This is a genomic window from Stenotrophomonas sp. 10L48, from assembly GCF_056395105.1.
The window spans coordinates 35,492-52,466 of the sequence record NZ_JBFTIX010000005.1 but is presented as its reverse complement, the minus strand read 5'-3'; the positions used below and the strand labels follow the sequence as shown (position 1 = coordinate 52,466).

General features: G+C 65.6%; 10 protein-coding genes. 9 read left to right on the top strand and 1 reads right to left on the bottom strand.

What is annotated here, in order from left to right:
• The first annotated feature begins 56 nt into the window (after positions 1-56).
• The 9 genes from phoB to lpxH all read left to right on the top strand — a co-directional run bounded on the left by phoB (position 57) and on the right by lpxH (position 15,598).
• On the top strand, positions 57-746 hold the full coding sequence (phoB, locus tag AC1DCU_RS09470) for a phosphate regulon transcriptional regulator PhoB (RefSeq protein ID WP_025878121.1): 690 nt from the start codon (positions 57-59) through the stop codon (positions 744-746).
• A 105-nt stretch (positions 747-851) separates the two neighbouring features.
• The gene (gene phoR, locus AC1DCU_RS09465; protein ID WP_025878120.1) at positions 852-2,183 is read left to right on the top strand and encodes a phosphate regulon sensor histidine kinase PhoR; all 1,332 of its coding nucleotides are present in this window, start codon (positions 852-854) and stop codon (positions 2,181-2,183) included.
• 4 nt (positions 2,184-2,187) lie between these two features.
• Positions 2,188-4,275: a polyphosphate kinase 1 gene (gene ppk1, locus AC1DCU_RS09460; protein WP_025878118.1), complete on the top strand. Its 2,088-nt coding sequence runs from the start codon at positions 2,188-2,190 to the stop codon at positions 4,273-4,275.
• A gap of 658 nt (positions 4,276-4,933) precedes the next feature.
• Entirely contained in the window at positions 4,934-6,460 is a 1,527-nt protein-coding gene (gene ppx / locus AC1DCU_RS09455; protein WP_025878116.1) for an exopolyphosphatase, read from the top strand.
• Between the two features lie 316 nt (positions 6,461-6,776).
• On the top strand, positions 6,777-9,746 hold the full coding sequence (locus AC1DCU_RS09450) for a TonB-dependent receptor domain-containing protein (protein ID WP_333622808.1): 2,970 nt from the start codon (positions 6,777-6,779) through the stop codon (positions 9,744-9,746).
• A gap of 330 nt (positions 9,747-10,076) precedes the next feature.
• Positions 10,077-13,001 (top strand): TonB-dependent receptor domain-containing protein, encoded by a 2,925-nt coding sequence (locus AC1DCU_RS09445; RefSeq protein WP_442251710.1) that lies wholly within the window; start codon positions 10,077-10,079, stop codon positions 12,999-13,001.
• Between the two features lie 167 nt (positions 13,002-13,168).
• Positions 13,169-14,314 (top strand): glycosyltransferase family 4 protein, encoded by a 1,146-nt coding sequence (locus AC1DCU_RS09440; protein WP_099841979.1) that lies wholly within the window; start codon positions 13,169-13,171, stop codon positions 14,312-14,314.
• Positions 14,295-14,834: a phosphatase PAP2 family protein gene (locus tag AC1DCU_RS09435; RefSeq protein WP_025878111.1), complete on the top strand. Its 540-nt coding sequence runs from the start codon at positions 14,295-14,297 to the stop codon at positions 14,832-14,834. Before AC1DCU_RS09440 ends, AC1DCU_RS09435 begins: the two co-directional genes overlap by 20 nt.
• Positions 14,835-14,851: 17 nt before the next feature.
• Complete coding sequence (gene lpxH, locus AC1DCU_RS09430; protein ID WP_025878109.1) at positions 14,852-15,598, top strand: UDP-2,3-diacylglucosamine diphosphatase; 747 nt, start codon at positions 14,852-14,854, stop codon at positions 15,596-15,598.
• 87 nt (positions 15,599-15,685) lie between these two features.
• Here the strand turns inward: lpxH and AC1DCU_RS09425 are convergent, their stop codons facing one another.
• Positions 15,686-16,939 carry a zinc-dependent metalloprotease gene (locus tag AC1DCU_RS09425; protein WP_313445795.1) on the bottom strand — a complete coding sequence of 418 codons (1,254 nt, stop codon included), beginning with the start codon at positions 16,937-16,939 and terminating at the stop codon, positions 15,686-15,688.
• Between the last annotated feature and the right edge of the window lie 36 nt (positions 16,940-16,975).

Below are 16,975 nucleotides of genomic sequence, written 5' to 3'. Positions count from 1 at the left end.
TCATCAAACCGTAGTCTACTGGCACCACTCCAGTAACTGAGCCCTACGGTGCCCTCGTGCAGAAACGCATCCTGATCGTCGATGACGAGCCCGCGATCCGCGAAATGGTCGCCTTCGCCCTTCGCAAGGGCGATTACGAACCTGTCCACGCCGGTGACGCCCGCGAGGCCCAGACCGCCATCGCCGACCGCGTCCCCGACCTGATCCTGCTGGACTGGATGCTGCCCGGCACCAGCGGCCTGGACCTGGCCCGGCGCTGGCGCAAGGAAACCCTCACCCGCGAAGTGCCGATCATCATGCTGACCGCGCGCGGCGAAGAGAACGACCGCGTCGGCGGCCTCGAAGCCGGTGTCGACGACTACGTGGTCAAGCCGTTCTCGGCGCGCGAACTGCTGGCGCGTATCCGCGCGGTCATGCGCCGCGCCCGCGACGATGACGAGGACGGCAGCGTGGCGGTGGGCGCGATCCGCATCGACGGTGCCGCCCATCGCGTGTTCGCCAACGACCAGCCGGTGCCGATCGGCCCGACCGAGTACCGCCTGCTGCACTTCTTCATGACCCACCCCGAGCGCGTGTATACCCGCGCGCAGTTGCTGGACCACGTGTGGGGCGGCAGCGTGTATGTGGAAGAACGCACCATCGACGTGCATATCCGCCGCCTGCGCAAGACGCTGGAACCGTTCAACGCCGAGAACATGGTGCAGACCGTGCGCGGCGCCGGTTATCGCTTCTCCACCGCAACCTGAGCCTCGTCGTGCCGGCGCCGTGCACCCCACGGTGCCGGCGTCGGCAACTCTGCTATAACTTCCGGTTCACCTGCGTGAACCGCCGCAACCCACGACGAGACCGCAATGCCCCGCCACATCCGCTCTGCCTGGTTGAAGACACTGGCCACCGTGGCCACCGTGTTGCTGTTGGCCGGTCTGGTCGGTTGGTTCACTGGCCACCTGTGGCTGTGCATCGCGCTGGCGGCACTGGCGACGCTGGTCTGGCACTACTGGCGGCTGCGCCGCGTGCTGCGCCGGCTGACCGCGCGCCAGCGCTGGGACACCGCCGCCGAAGGCACCGGCGTCTGGAACGAGCTGGACCGCCTGCTGTACCGCAACCAGGTCGAGATGCGCGTGCGCAAGCGGCGACTGCTGGACATGCTGCGCAGCTATCGCGCTGCAGCGGCCGCGCTGCCCGACGCCGTGGTGGTGCTGGACCGCAACAGCCAGCGCGTGCAGTGGTTCAACGAAGCGGCCACGGCCCTGCTCGGCCTGCATCATCCGGGCGATCTGGGTGAGGCCTTGGTCGAACGCCTGCAGCCGATGCCGCTGGCCCACTGGCTGGCCGGTGGCCGCAATGCCGAACCGATCCTGGACGTGCCATCGCCGGTCGATCCTGCGATCCGCCTGAACCTGCGCCTGATTCCCTATTCGTCCGACTACTGGCTGTTGATCGCCCGTGACGTCAGCAAGCTGCTGCGCCTGGAACAGGTACGCCGCGACTTCGTGGCCAACGTTTCACATGAGCTGCGCACGCCGCTCACCGTGGTCCACGGCTACCTGGACATGATGGACCCGGAGGACTTCCCGGGAACCGGACCGATGCTGGAGGAAATGCGCAAGCAGAGCCAGCGCATGGCCCAGCTGGTGGAGGACCTGCTGACCCTGTCTCGGCTGGAATCGCAGGAACACAGCGAGGCTGAGACGGTGGCGATGCAGCCCATGCTGGCCACCCTGCGCCGCGAAGCCGAAGCGCACAGCCAGGGCCGGCACCAGATCAGCATCGACGACCTGGCCGGCGTGGACCTGCAGGGCTCGACCAAGGAACTGCACAGCGCGTTCTCCAACCTGGTCACCAACGCGGTCCGCTACACCCCGGCCGGTGGCCGCATCGCGGTGGAGTTCCGCCGCGAGGGCGACGGCGTGGTGCTGGCGGTACGCGATACCGGCTATGGCATTCCGGCCACCCACCTGCCCCGCCTGACCGAACGCTTCTACCGCGTCTCCAGCAGCCGCTCGCGCGAAAGCGGCGGCACCGGCCTGGGCCTTTCGATCGTCAAGCACATCCTCGGTCTGCACCACGCACGCCTGGAAATCGACAGCGAGGTCGGCAAGGGCTCGGTGTTCGCCTGCCATTTCGATGCCGACCACGTGCGACCGCGTGAGTCCGCCCCCCTGACCTCCTTCGAAGAATGACGCCATGAGCAGCCTCGGATCCCTCCCCCTCCCCGTGAGCACGGACAGCGATCCGTTGCGCGACCCGGCGCTGTACATCAACCGCGAACTGTCGCAGCTGGATTTCAACTTCCGCGTGCTGGCGCAGGCGATGGACCCGCAGGTGCCGCTGCTGGAGCGCCTGCGCTTCATGTGCATCTCCTGCACGAACCTGGATGAATTCTTCGAGATCCGTGCCGCTGCGGTCCGTCATGCACAGGAGTTCGGCCTGCCGCCGGCACCGGACGGCATGAGCCCGCAGGCCATTCTCAATGCCATCCACGAGCGCGCCGCCGAGCTGGTGGACCAGCAGTACCGCTGCTGGAACCAGACGCTGCGCCCGGCGCTGATGGAGGCCGGCATCGGCGTGCTCGGCCGCAACTCCTGGACCCATCGCCAGAAGCGCTGGCTGCGTGCCTATTTCCGCAACGAGATCATGCCGGTGCTGTCGCCGCTGGGCCTGGATCCGGTGCATCCGTTCCCGAAGATCCTCAACAAGTCGCTGAACATCGTGGTGGTGCTGAAGGGCACCGATGCGTTCGGCCGCAGCGGCCACCTGGCCATCGTGCGCGCACCGCGTTCGCTGCCGCGGATCATCCAGCTGCCGGAAAAACTCGGCGGCCCGCAGAATTTCGTGTTCCTGTCCTCGGTGCTGTCCACCTTCGTGGACGAGTTGTTCCCGGGGCTGGAAGTGCTGGGCGCCTATCAGTTCCGTGTCACCCGCAACTCCGAGCTGGTGGTGGATGAAGAGGAAGTGGAAAACCTGGCGCTGGCCCTGCGCGATGAGCTGGTGGACCGCGGCTACCGGCCTGCAGTGCGGCTGGAGATCGCCCACGACATGCCGCGCGACATCGTACGCACCCTGCTGCAGAACTTCGGCCTGACCGAGAACGCGGTGTACCGCATCGACGGACCGGTCAACCTCAACCGCATCATCCAGCTGTACGACCTGATCGCCCAGCCGGACCTGAAGTATCCGCCGATGACCCCGCGCACCCTGCGCGACAGCGACGGCATCTTCGAGACCGTGGCCCGCCAGGACCTGCTGCTGCACCACCCCTTCGACGCGTTCGCGGCGGTGCTCGACCTGATCCGCCAGGCCGCCCTTGATCCGAACGTGCTGGCGATCAAGCAGACCCTGTACCGCACCGGCAAGGACTCATTGATCGTCGATGCACTGATCCAGGCGGCGCGCGCCGGCAAGGACGTGACCGTGGTGGTCGAGCTGCGCGCGCGCTTCGATGAAGAAGCCAACCTTGGCCTGGCCGATCGGCTGCAGGAAGCCGGCGTGCAGGTGGTGTACGGCGTGGTCGGCTACAAGACCCACGCCAAGATGCTGCTGATCGTGCGCCGCGAAGGCCGCAAGCTGCGCCGCTACGTGCACCTGGGCACCGGCAACTACCACAGCGGTACCGCGCGCGCGTACACCGACCTGAGCCTGATCACCGCCGATGCGGACATCGGCAACGACGTGCACCTGCTGTTCCAGCAGCTGTCCGGGCTGGCGTCGAAGATGAAGCTCAAGCGCCTGCTGCAGTCGCCCTTCACGTTGCACACCGGGATCCTGGCGAGGATCGAGCGCGAGACGCGCATCGCCGCCGCCGGGCGACCGGCGCGGATCATCGCCAAGATGAACGCCCTCAACGAAGCGCAGGTGATCCGTGCGCTGTACGCCGCCTCGCAGGCGGGTGTGCAGATCGACCTGATCATCCGTGGCGCCTGCACCCTGCGCCCGGGCGTACCGGGCGTGTCGGACAACATCCGCGTGCGCTCGATCGTCGGCCGTTTCCTGGAACACAGCCGGGTCTACTGGTTCGGCAACGACGGCGCACCGGAGCTGTACTGCGCCAGCGCCGACTGGCTGGAACGCAACCTGCTGCGCCGGGTGGAAACCTGCTTCCCGATCCTCGACCCGGCGCTGGCCAAGCGGGTGTACCGCGAGGTGCTGCAGAACTACCTGGACGACAACCTCAACGCCTGGGAGCTGGATGCCGAAGGCATCTACCACAAGCGCGCACCGGCCCACGACGAAGCCCCGCATTCGGCGCAGATGGCGTTGATGCAGGGCCTCTGACCCGGTAGGTGGCCAGGTAGGTGCCAACCTTGGTTGGCACGTTTGGATTCATCCACGCATGGCGTGGATCTACCGTGTCGACCAAGGTCGACACCTACCAACAGCCGCGTGAACCTGTCGAAGGTCGACATATGCAGGCCCTTCGATCCGGTAGATGCCGACCTTGGTTGGCACGTTTGGATTCATCCACGCATGGCGTGGATCCACCGTGTCGACCAAGGTCGACACCTACCAACAGCAGGCAAGGTCGACACCCACCAGAAGCAGGCCATGCCATTCCGACAGATCGCGGAACCTGTCGAAGGCGGGGTGGGTCCGGTTGCGGGGGTGTCCGCGGCATGGATGCCGCGGTCAAGCCCCCAAGGGTGAGGGCGCTTTGCTTGCGAAGCACTGCTTCGCAAGCGCCCGAACGCACAGCCGCCAGCGGCTGGGCCGGTCTGGGGGTTTACGGCGTCCCCCGCAACCGGACCCACCCCGCCATCCCACAGGAAGCCAGCTGTTGCCGTTGCTGTTGCTGTTGCTGTTACGTTGAGGTTGCCGGCCAGCAGTCGGCACTACCGCTTCGGCGGGTGCAGGGCGCAGCCCTGCCGCACTCCCCCTCCAAAATGTGAAGGCCGCGCGGTGACGAGTTCACCGCCCCTTCGGCTAACATTCGCCCATGCCGCATACCACCACGACTCCGCCCGCATTGCAGGATGGCGACCTGCTGGCCGCCATCGACCTTGGCTCCAATAGTTTCCACATGGTCATCGCGCGTTACACGCTTGGCCAGCTGCGGGTGATCGACCGCCTGCGCGAAACCGTGCGCATGGCCGACGGCCTGGACGGCAAGGGCGGACTCTCCGCAGCAGCGCGACAGCGCGCGCTGGAGTGCCTGGCCCGCTTCGGCCAGCGCATCCGCAACGTCCCGCCGCATCGCGTGCGTGCTCTGGCCACCAACACCGTGCGCCAGCTGCGCTCGCCGCAGGCGTTCCTGATGCCGGCCGAAACCGCGCTCGGGCACGCCATCGAAGTGGTCAGTGGCCGCGAGGAAGCGCGCCTGATCTACCTGGGCGTGGCCCATGCGCAACCGCCCAAGCCCGACCAGCATCGCCTGGTGATCGACATCGGCGGCGGCTCTACCGAGTTCATCATCGGCAAGGGCATGCAGACCCTGGAGCGCGAGAGCCTGCAGGCCGGTTGCATCGCCAGCACCCGTCGCTTCTTCCCGGGCGGCAAACTCAGCAAGAAGCGCTGGAAGGACGCACTGGCCGAGATTGGCCGGGAGTTCCAGCCATTCGCCAGCAAATACCGCGCGCTGGGCTGGCAGGAAGCACTGGGGTCGTCTGGTACCCACAAGGCCATCAGCGAAATCTGCGCGACGATGAAGCTGAGCAAGGGTGCGATCACCGCCGAGGCGTTGCCGCAGCTCCGCGATGAGCTGCTGAAGGCCAAGAAGATCGACGACATCGTGCTGCCTGGCCTGTCCAGCGATCGCCGCCCGATCATCGCCGGCGGCATCCTGGTGCTGGAGGCCGCCTTCCAAGCGCTGGGCCTGCAGAAGCTGCTGGTCAGCAAGGCCGCGATGCGCGAGGGCATCCTCTATGACATCCTTGGCCGTGCCGGCGACAACGACCCGCGCGATGAATCGGTGGCCGCCCTCACCCATCGCTATGGCATCGACACGGTGCAGGCCGGCCGCGTTCAGGACACCGCACTGTCGTTGCTGGAGCAGGTGCAGGAGCGCTGGAAGCTGGATGCCGATGACGCACGCATGCTCGGCTGGGCCGCACGCCTGCATGAGCTGGGGCTGATGATCGCCCACAGCGGTTACCACGTGCATGGCAGCTACGTGCTGGAAAACTCGGATATCGCCGGCTTCTCGCGGCAGGAACAGCAGATGCTGGCGACGCTGGTGCGCAATCACCGCCGCGGCATCAGCAAGACCGCCTTCGATGCCATTCCCGAACGCCTGCTGCTGACCGCACGGCGCCTGGCTGCCCTGCTGCGCCTGGCGGTCCTGCTCAACCGCGCGCATGAGGACGCACCGCTGCCGGTGCTGGAACTGACTGCCGACGACAGCCGCCTGTCGCTGATCGTGCCGCAGGACTTCATCGATGCGCGCCCGCTGCTGCGCGCCGACCTGATCGGCGAGACCGAGGGCATCGCTGGACTCGGCATCCAGTTCCGTCCGTTCGTGGTCTGAGCAGGGCGACGGGACGCCGTCCGATCGCTGACCGGCGCCCGATTACATTTCGTTACAGTTCGCGCAATCGACCGCCAATTTCTGCTGCAACGCAGCAGTTGGCGGAGACGGTATGCGCCTCGTCCTGACGTAAACCCCTGCTTTTGTTCACGTTTGGTGAAAGCGTGTGATGCGTAATGACACAAACCGACACGCGCTTTTTACAGAGCATTAACCAACGAGACTACTATCGGGTCATCGGCTCGGTCATGGACCTGCCGATTCCTTCGACGCCCGTTTTGGCGTCCTTTGCACGACCCGAGAGAGAGAGCTCGTCATGACTTCACGCACCACCGCACTGGGGCAGGCCATCCGCTACGCCCTGGCAACCACCGCGACGCTGGCTGCGCTGCCGGCGTTCGCCCAGAGCAGCAGCACCGCTTCGCCGACCAACCTGGACCGCATCGAGATCACCGGTTCCCGTATCCGCCAGGTGGACGTTGAAACGGCGCAGCCGGTGCTGGCCCTGAGCCGTACCGATATCGAACGCCAGGGCTTCAGCTCCGTTGCCGACATCCTGCAGAACGTGACCGCGATGGGCAGCCCGGCGATCAGCCGCGCAAACGCGCTGAGCTCGGGCGAAAACACCGGCGGCACCTACATCGACATGCGCAACCTGGGCGCGCAGCGCACCCTGGTGCTGGTCAACGGCAAGCGTCTGGGCATCAGCACCTCGGGCCTGCAGGACGTGTCCTCGCTGCCGGTGTCGGCGGTAGAGCGTATCGAAGTGCTGAAGGATGGCGCTTCGGCCATCTACGGTTCCGATGCGATGGCCGGCGTGGTCAACATCATCACCCGTTCCAACGTCAACGGCGTGACCGCCAACGTCTACCACGGCCAGTACAGCGAAGGTGACGGCGCACGCGATCGTTTCGACGTAGTGGGTGGCTGGAGCAACGACCGCGTGTCGCTGACGCTTGCGCTGGAACACTCCGAAGAAAAGAGCGTGTGGGCACGCGACCGCTGGTTCAGCAAGTACGGTACCAGCGACCACAACCCCAATGACCCCTCCAACTGGACCACGCTGAGCCAGTACGGCCAGATCACCGGCCTGAAGGGTCGCCCGGGCTGCACCGATACCAGGCTGGGCTGCGGCTACTCGCTCAACCGCGGTGCCGACCCGACCAACCCGGCCAATTACCACCTGACCGATGCGACGCCGTTCACCGGTGACGTCAGCAATGCCAACGACCAGATGCACGTCATGTACCCGATCAAGCGTGATTCGGTGTACTTCGATGGCCGCTTCAAGCTGACCGATGACATCAACCTGCGCACGGAGTTCGGCTACAACAAGCGTTCTTCCGAGCGCCAGATCGCCGGCTACCCGACCCAGTCCAGCTCGGTGTCGATTCCCAACGACCCGAACGCCACTGGCCAGATGTCCAGGGACAGCTACTTCAACCCGTTCGGCAGCCAGCACGGCTACGCCAACCCGACTGCAGTGTCCTGGAACCGCCGCACCTGGGAAGTGCCGCGCGTGAGCACCAGCGAACTGAAGACCTATCGTGCGGTGGTGTCGCTGGATGGCACCTTCGAGATCGGCCAGCGCTACTTCGACTGGGACGTGGGCTACCAGTACAACCGCAACGAGCTGACCGCCACCGCCACCGGCAACCTGCACAAGAAGCGCGTGCGTGATGCCGTGGGCCCGTCGTTCCTCGACCCGACCACCGGCAAGGTGATGTGCGGCCGCCAGGGCGCGGTCATCGATGGCTGCAAGCCGTGGAACCCGCTGGTGCCGTATGGCAAGAATGACCCGAATGGCCTGACCGGCAACGAAGAGCTGCTGTCCTGGCTGTTCCCGGCCGAAAAAACCACCGGCCGCACCACCACCAAGAACGCGTTCGCCAATCTGTCGGGCAGCATCATGACCCTGCCGGCCGGCGACCTGGGCTTTGCCTTCGGCGTCGAAAGCCGCAAGGAAGATGGCCAGTACACGCCTGACGCGCTGGCCCAGACCGGTGCCACCACCAACCTGGCCGCTGGTCCGACCGGTGGCAGCTACACCGTGAAGGAAGCGTACCTGGAGCTCAACGTGCCGATCCTGGCCGACCTGCCGGGCGCCAAGGAACTGAGCTTCAGCGCCGCAACGCGTTTCTCCGAGTACAACACCTTCGGCAACACCCTCAACAGCAAGTTCGGCTTCAAGTGGAAGCCGATCGACCAGCTGCTGGTCCGCGGCACCTGGGCCGAAGGTTTCCGTGCACCGACCATCAGTGACCTGTACGGTGGCGGTTCGGAAACCTTCGCCCAGTTCAGCGACCCGTGCGACACCGTGTTCGGCGCTTCCAGGAACAGTGCTGAAGTCCGCGCACGTTGCGCTCGCGACATCGCCGACGCCGGCAACTTCCGTCAGCTGCGGCAGGGCAATACGCCGGTGACCACCGCGCAGGACGCAACGCCGACGCCGTTCGTGTCCGGTTCCAACCCGCAGCTGACCCCGGAAACCTCGACCAGCAAGACGCTGGGCCTGGTGTGGAGCCCGACCTTCGTCAGCAACCTCAACGTTGCGCTGGACTGGTGGAAGATCCGCATTGACAACACCATTGTCGATGACAGCCCGAACCAGATCCTCACCGACTGCTACGAGCAGGGTATCGAAGCGCGTTGCGGCCGCTTCACCCGTGATGCGGCCACCGGCATCGTCACTGGCCTGAAGTTCGGCAACCGCAACGCCGGCTTCGCCGAGACCGAAGGCTACGACCTGGATGTCAGCTACCGCGTGGATACCAGCTACGGCAAGCTGAGCGCTGGCTGGACCAGCACCTACGTCAGCAAGAACGTGTACCGTTCGACCAACGATACCGGCGTGGTTCCCACCCCGATCAACGGCGTGGCCAACACCATCGGCACCAGCACCAGCCTGGCCTTCCGGGTGCGTTCGAACCTGGTGCTGGGTTGGGATATCGGTGACTTCGGCGTCAGCTGGACCGCGCGTTACTACTCCGGCGTGAAGGAGCGTTGCCTCAACGCCACCCGCTACGCGGATGAGTGCTCCGATCCGGGCTTCACCGCACCGTGGATCAAGGGCACCCGCGATTACAACCAGCGTGGTGCGGTCACCTTCCACGACGTGCAGTTCCGTTACAACCTGCCGTGGGATGCCACCGTGTCGGTTGGCGCCAACAACGTGTTCGGCAAGGAAGGCCCGGTGATGTACAGCAAGCCGAATTCGTCGTTCTCCTACTACGGTGGCTACGACATCGGTCGTTTCATGTACATGAAGTACCAGCAGCGCTTCTGATCCACGCGCTGTCGTAACACCACGACCACGGCCCTTCGGGGCCGTGGTTTTTTTATGCCCGCGCAGGTTGTCGCCATCTACATCGCTCTTGACGCTTCCAATCCAGCACGCGAGCCCGGGCACTCCATAAGCCGGAGCACACCATGACCTGGCAATCGATTGATTCGATTCCGCTTTGTACAAAAGCGTCATCGCCGATCCAGGCGTTCTCCTCGCGTTCCTCTACTCCTCTCTACGGGCCTTCACTAGGTTTGAACGTCCACCGCCCGCGGTGGAACTGGCGCAGCCCTGCTTGGCCGCGCACCGATGATTTGGAAGAGAGAGAGAGCCATGACCATCCGTATTCCCGAACTTGGGTTGGCGATCCGTCGCGCGCTGACGATGACCGCAACCACCGCATTGGCCGTTCCTGCATTCGCCCAGCATTCGGCTGAAACCACCACCCTGGACCGCATCGAAATCACTGGCTCGCGCATCCGCCAAGTCGATCTGGAAACCGCGCAGCCCGTGCTGACCATCAGCCGCGCTGACATCGAGCGGCAGGGTTTCAATTCCGTCGCCGACATCCTGCAGAACCTGAGCGCGACCGGCAGCCCGGCACTGAGCCGCGCCAGCCCGCTCAGCGCTGGCGAAACCGCCGGTGGCAGTTACGTGGACATGCGCGGCCTGGGTGCGCAGCGCACGCTGGTACTGATCAATGGCAAACGCCTGGGCATGACCACCAGTGGGTATCAGGACGTCTCCAGCATTCCTGCCGCTGCCGTGGAGCGCATGGAAGTTCTGAAGGATGGCGCATCGGCCATCTACGGTTCCGACGCGATGGCCGGCGTGGTCAACATCATCACCCGCCGCAACGTCGAGGGCGTGACCGCCAGCGTCTACCATGGCCAGTTCAGCGAAGGCGATGGTGCCCGCACCCAGTACGACGTGGTTGCAGGCTGGTCGAATGAACGCGCCTCGATCAGCCTCGCCGCCGAGCACGTCGAAGAAAAGGGCGTGTGGGCGAAGGACCGAGGCTTCAGTGCCTACACCTATACCGACCGTCATCCCGACGATGGTTGGACTACGGTCGGCCAGTGGGGCCGCATTACCGGCTTCAAGGGCCCGGGCTGCAGCAACAGCCGTGGCTGCAGCTATTCGCTCGACCGTGGCAGTCAGCCGGGCGGGCCGGACAGCTTCCATCTCAGCGACAACACGCCATTCACCGGTGACGTCAGCAACAGCAACGAGCAGATGCACCTGCAGACACCGATCAAGCGTGACTCGATCTTCGTTGACGCCCGCGTGGATCTGAACGACCAGGTCCGCTTCAACACCCAGCTGGCCTACAACCAACGCACCACCAAGCGCCAGGTCGCCGGCTACCCGTTCCAGTCCGGCGCAGCCGGCATCACGCCGATGTCCGCCGACAGCTGGTTCAACCCGTTCGGCAGCCATCACGGCTACGAAACGCCCAGCGACGTGCACTGGAACCGCCGTACCTGGGAGATTCCGCGCGTCAGTACCAGCGAACTGACCTCCTGGCAGGGCGTGGCGGCGTTCGATGGCAGCTTCGCGTTCGGCGGTCGCGATTTCGACTGGGAAGCCGGCTACCAGTACAACCGCAGCGAACTGACCCAACGCGCCACCGGCAACCTGCACAAGCAACGCGTCGCCGATGCCACCGGGCCGTCCTTCCACAATCCGGCAACCGGCAAGGTCGAGTGCGGTACACCGGATGCACCGATCGCCGGGTGCAGACCCTGGAACCCGCTGGTGCCCTATGGCCAGGATGATCCCTATGGCCTGACCGGAAACCCGGAACTGCAGGACTGGTTGTTCCCGGAGGAACTCAGCCGCGGCCGCACGACAACCCGCAACCTGTTCGCCAGCCTCAGTGGCAGCCTCGCCACGCTGCCGGCCGGCGAACTGGGCTTCGCGGTGGGTGCGGAGAGCCGCCGCGAGGATGGCCGCTTCATCCCCGATGCGCTGGCACAGACCGGTGCCACCACCAACCTGGCCGCAGGCCCCACCGGCGGTGGCTACCGTGTAGACGAGGCCTACCTGGAGCTGAGCGTGCCGGTGCTTCGCGACCTTGCAGGTGCGCGCGAGCTGAGCCTGAGCGCCGCCACCCGATACTCGGACTACACCACCTTCGGCGGCACCCTCAACAGCAAGTTCGGCTTCACCTGGAAACCGATCGACCAGTTGCTGGTCCGCGGCACCTGGGCCCAAGGGTTCCGCGCGCCGACCATCTCCAATCTGTATGGCGGTGGTTCTGAGACCTTCACCACCGGCTTCCGTGATCCCTGCGACACCGTCTACGGTGCAGCTGCCAGCAGCCCGGAGGTGCGTGCACGCTGCGCCGCCGACATCGCCAACGCCGACAGCTACCGCCAGCTCGGCCAAGGCAACGAGCCGATCACTGGCAGCAGCGGGCAGACGCCGCGGCCCTTCACCAACGGATCCAACCCCGACCTGCAGCCGGAGACCTCGACCAGCCGCACACTAGGCCTGGTCTGGAGCCCCACGTTCGCCGAAGGACTGAACATCGCGCTGGACTGGTGGAAGATCCGCATCGAGAACACCATCGTCGCAGACCATCCCAACAACATCCTCCGCGACTGCTACGAGTTGGGCATCACCGAACGTTGCGACAGTTTCACCCGTGATCCTGAACTGGGCATCGTCGACAAGCTCAGCTACGGCAACCGCAACAGCGGGTTCCGCCAGGCCGAGGGCTATGATCTGGAAATCGGCCACCGGATCGAAACCGGCTGGGGCACGCTGCGCGCCGACTGGAAGACCACCTATGTGGTTGCCGCCGAGGAACGGACCACCAACGAGGCGGATGTGCCGCCGATTCCCAGCAATGGCATCGCCACCAACGGAGGCATCGGCTTCCGGGTCCGCTCCAACGCGTCGCTGGGCTGGGAGCATGGCAATGTCGGGCTCACCTGGAGCCTGCGTTACTTCTCCGCAGTCAAGGAACGCTGCCTGGACGCAAGCAGCCATCCGGACGAATGTTCCCATCCGGACCAGCGCGCGCCCTGGTACAGCGGCAACCGCGATTACAACCGACGCGGATCAGTCACGTTCCATGATGTCCAGGCGCGTTACAACCTGCCTTGGAGCGCCACCGTTTCAATCGGCGCCAACAATGTGTTCGCCCGCCGGGGCCCGATCCTGTACAGCCAGCCAAGTTCCAACTTCTCCTACTACGGCGGCTTTGACATCGGTCGTTTCATCTACATGAAGTACACCCAGCGCTTCTGATCCACGCGCTGTCGCAACACCACGACCACGGCCCTTCGGGGCCGTGGCTTTTTTTGTGCCGCTGAGCTGCGCAGGCACCGCCTCGCCCGGTCGTCATCGCGTTGTCGCAAAGCGGTCATGTCGGCTACATCGCCAGGCCCGAGCATGCGTAAAACCGGAGGCCCGCCATGCGCTATGCCATCGTCACCGAAACCTACCCGCCGGAGATCAACGGCGTCGCACTGACCGTGCAGGGCCTGGAGCAGGGATTGCGCGCCGCCGGCCACGAGGTCGACCTGATCCGTCCGCGACAGGTCAGCGAAGCACTGGATGCGGCGCCGGGCACCCTGCTGGTACCGGGCGCGGCCTTGCCGCGCTACCCCGGCCTGCGCTTCGGCCTGCCGGCACCGATCCGGCTGGGCCGGCACTGGCGACAGCAACGCCCCGATGCGGTCTACGTGGCGACCGAAGGTCCGCTGGGCTGGTCGGCACTACGCACCGCGCGCCGCCTCGGCATTCCGGTGGCTACCGGATTCCACACCCGCTTCGACGAATACCTGCCCGACTATGGCGTGGCGTGGCTGCAGTCGGCGGCAATGCGCTGGATGCGCCGTTTCCACAACCAGGCCGACGCGACCCTGGTGCCCACCCGCGAACTGCAGGAATTCCTGAGCGACCAGGGCTTCGAGCGCGTGCGCCTGCTCGCCCGTGCGGTCGACAGCCAGCAGTTCGACCCGTCACGCCGCGACCCGGCATTGCGCGAGGAATGGGGTATCGATGGCACGGGCCTGGCGGCGATCTACGTTGGCCGCATCGCCGCCGAAAAGAACCTCGGCCTGGCGGTGAAGGCCTTCCGCAAGCTACAGCAGGTGCGCCCGAAAGCGCGTTTCATCTGGGTCGGCGATGGCCCGGCGCGCGAGAAACTGGCGCATGAGAATCCCGATTTCATCTTCTGCGGCATCCAGCGCGGCGATGCCCTGGCCCGACACTTCGCCAGTGGCGATCTGTTCCTGTTCCCCAGCCGCAGCGAGACCTTCGGCAACGTGACCCTGGAAAGCATGGCAAGCGGCCTGGCCACGGTCGCTTTCGACTACGGCGCGGCCCGCGAGTACCTGCGCAACGGCGAGAACGGTGCCGCAGTGGATGACGACGAGCAGTTCGTGCAGGCAGCGGTGCAACTGGCTGCCGATGATGCCCAGCGCCGCGGGTTGGGTGGCAACGCGGCACGGGCGATGAAGCGGCTGCACCCGCAGCAGGTGGTGGCGGAGTTCGAAAGCCTGCTGGCGGAACTGGCCAGCGCGCGGAGGAGCGGACATGCGCACCACGCCGCTTGAGCTGCTGGCCGGTCGCGAAGCCCGGTTGTGCCGCCGCGCCAACCACTACTGCCGACGTCGCCGCGTGCGGCGCGTCTTTTCGATCATCAGCCGGCTCGGCGATGGCGTGTTCTGGTATGTGCTGATGGGCGCGCTGGTGCTCATCGATGGCTTCGACGGCCTGCGCGCATCAGTGCACATGGCCGCCACCGGCTTGGCCGCGCTGCTGCTGTACAAGGGCCTGAAACGCTGGACCCGGCGGCCACGGCCGTACGCGGCCGACCTGCGTATCCGTGCCTGGGTGGCGCCGCTGGATGAGTTCAGTTTCCCGTCCGGCCATACCCTGCACGCGGTGTCGTTCACCATCGTCGCGCTGGCCTACTATCCTTGGCTGGCGCCGCTGCTGGTGCCGTTCACCTTCGGCGTGGGCCTGTCGCGCGTAGTGCTGGGCCTGCACTACCCAAGCGACGTTCTGGCTGCCACCGGCATCGCTGCACTGCTGGCCTCGGCCAGCCTGGCCTGGCTGCCGTTGCCGGTGTGATGCCCTAGAATGTCCGCATGACCACGCTGTTCATCTCCGATCTGCATCTGGACCCCAGCCGTCCGGCCATCACCGACCTGTTCCTGCGCTTCCTGCGCGAGGAAGCGCCTGGCGCCGATGCGCTGTACATCCTCGGCGATCTGTTCGAAGCCTGGATCGGCGATGACACCCCCTCGGCCGCAGCCGACGCGGTGGCCGATGCGCTGAAGGTACTGTCCGACAGCGGCGTGCCGGTCTTCTTCATCCGCGGCAACCGTGACTTCCTGCTGGGCGAAGACTATGCCCGCCGCGCCGGCCTGCGCATCCTGCCGGACCCGTGCATGATCGAGCTGTACGGCCGCCCGGTGCTGCTGCAGCACGGTGACCTGCTGTGCACCGATGACATCCCCTACCAGCAGTTCCGTGCCCAGACCCGCGACCCGGTCTTCCAGGCGCAGTTCCTGTCGCAGCCGCTGGAAGCGCGTATCGCCTTCGCGCAGAAGGCGCGTGATGCCAGCCAGGCGCGCCAGTCGGAAATGAAGCAGGGCGACCGTGCGCAGTTCGAAACGGTCACCGACGTGGCCCCGGCCGAAGTGGAAGCCACTTACGTGCGCCACGGCGTGGACACGATGATCCATGGCCACACCCATCGCCCGGCGATCCACACCCTGCAGGCCGGCGGACGCAGCTGCACCCGCATCGTGCTGGGCGATTGGTACGAACAGGGTTCGGTGCTGCGCGTGGATGCCAACGGCTGGACCCTGGATACGCTCAGCCGCGCATGATGGATCACAGGATGCCAACCAAGGTTGGCATCTACCAGAGCAGGTGCACGCGCCCTGGTAGACGCCGACCCTGGTCGGCGCTTGGACTCAGCGGAAGGCCGCGATGGTGGCCTTGGTATTGACCAGCACGCGCTGGTTGTCGGCACTGCTGGCGATGCCCATCGGCACGCCGTTGTAGCTGATGTTCGGATTGGACCAGTAGTTCAGCCGCGGGCAGCCGGCCGAGCAGTCATAGGCCATGATCGTGCGCCAGCGCGATCCGCTGGCCGGCTCATAACGATAGCCATGGCCATAGGCATACGGCGACGTGCTCGGATCACTGGCGATGTCGTGCCGTGCGCTCTGCAGGTGGCCGATTTCATGGGCGAACGAGTAATAGCCGGTGGCGCAATCCCAGTACACCGCAGCAAACGCGGTCGATGCGGTGGAACCGATGCCCGACGCCAGTCCGCAGTAACTGGTGTTGTTGATCAGCAATACGCCTACGTCGGCGGCGGTGTTGTTGCGGCTGGTGTGGATGCTGTCCATGTAGCCGTCGCTGGTGCCACGGAAGCGCGACAGGTCGGTGGTGAAATTGCCGGACTCGGTGTAGTTGGTGGTTTCATAACCGGCCAGCTGCAGGGTGAGGCCTACGTTGCTGTTGGTGTAACCCTGGTTGGATTCGGCAACCGCCAACTGCACCAGCGACTGCATGTTGCCACCGTAGGCGGTCACTGCAGCGTTGGTTGCCACCACCAGCACGCGGATGGTCGCCGGGCTGCCTGAGGAGGCCTGCGCAGTGCCGAGGCGATCATTGGCAGGCATGGCGATCTTCGGCAACTGGTTGTAGTCGGCCGGATGATCGGCCGGCATCCGCGATTCATCCACCTCGACCAGCACGTGGCGATTGCCCAGCGGACGCAGACGATAGAGTTTGCCGTCCTTGCGGATCGAGCCGGTGAGGGTATTGCCCGAGCGCACCAGGATCAGCGAATTGCCCGGATCGTCCTGGCCATTGGACGTGGCCGCCTGCAGGCGATCGGACGGCGCGCGCAACTGGCCGTACCAGATGCTGCCACCATCGGGCAGCGCCTCGACCTTGCTGCGAACGGCCTGCACCTTCTGCCCAAGCAGCTCGAATTCCAGCTGCGGCTGCGCGGTGGCGGCAGCATCGACACGCACTTCCTGTACGGCGGCGGTGGACGGGGTGGCCAGCAATCGCCCCAGTGCCGGCTCGCTGGTGGCCGATGCACGGCTGAGCACGGTGACCGGCTCGAACAGCGGCGCCGCATTGGCGGCCGCCGCTACCGACAATCCCAACAACAGACCACCTGTCGCTTTACCTATCGATCTGGACATCATCTTGTCGCTCCTTGAAGTGAAGTGGACAGCGTTGAT

Excerpts from the sequence above, each read along its gene's own strand:
- ppk1 (WP_025878118.1), top strand. The coding sequence starts at position 2,188 with ATGAGCAGCCTCGGATCCCTCCCCCTCCCCGTGAGCACGGACAGCGAT.
- AC1DCU_RS09445 (WP_442251710.1), top strand. The coding sequence starts at position 10,077 with ATGACCATCCGTATTCCCGAACTTGGGTTGGCGATCCGTCGCGCGCTG.
- AC1DCU_RS09440 (WP_099841979.1), top strand. The coding sequence starts at position 13,169 with ATGCGCTATGCCATCGTCACCGAAACCTACCCGCCGGAGATCAACGGC.
- AC1DCU_RS09450 (WP_333622808.1), top strand. The coding sequence starts at position 6,777 with ATGACTTCACGCACCACCGCACTGGGGCAGGCCATCCGCTACGCCCTG.
- phoR (WP_025878120.1), top strand. The coding sequence starts at position 852 with ATGCCCCGCCACATCCGCTCTGCCTGGTTGAAGACACTGGCCACCGTG.
- ppx (WP_025878116.1), top strand. The coding sequence starts at position 4,934 with ATGCCGCATACCACCACGACTCCGCCCGCATTGCAGGATGGCGACCTG.
- AC1DCU_RS09435 (WP_025878111.1), top strand. The coding sequence starts at position 14,295 with ATGCGCACCACGCCGCTTGAGCTGCTGGCCGGTCGCGAAGCCCGGTTG.
- AC1DCU_RS09425 (WP_313445795.1), bottom strand. The coding sequence starts at position 16,939 with ATGATGTCCAGATCGATAGGTAAAGCGACAGGTGGTCTGTTGTTGGGA.
- lpxH (WP_025878109.1), top strand. The coding sequence starts at position 14,852 with ATGACCACGCTGTTCATCTCCGATCTGCATCTGGACCCCAGCCGTCCG.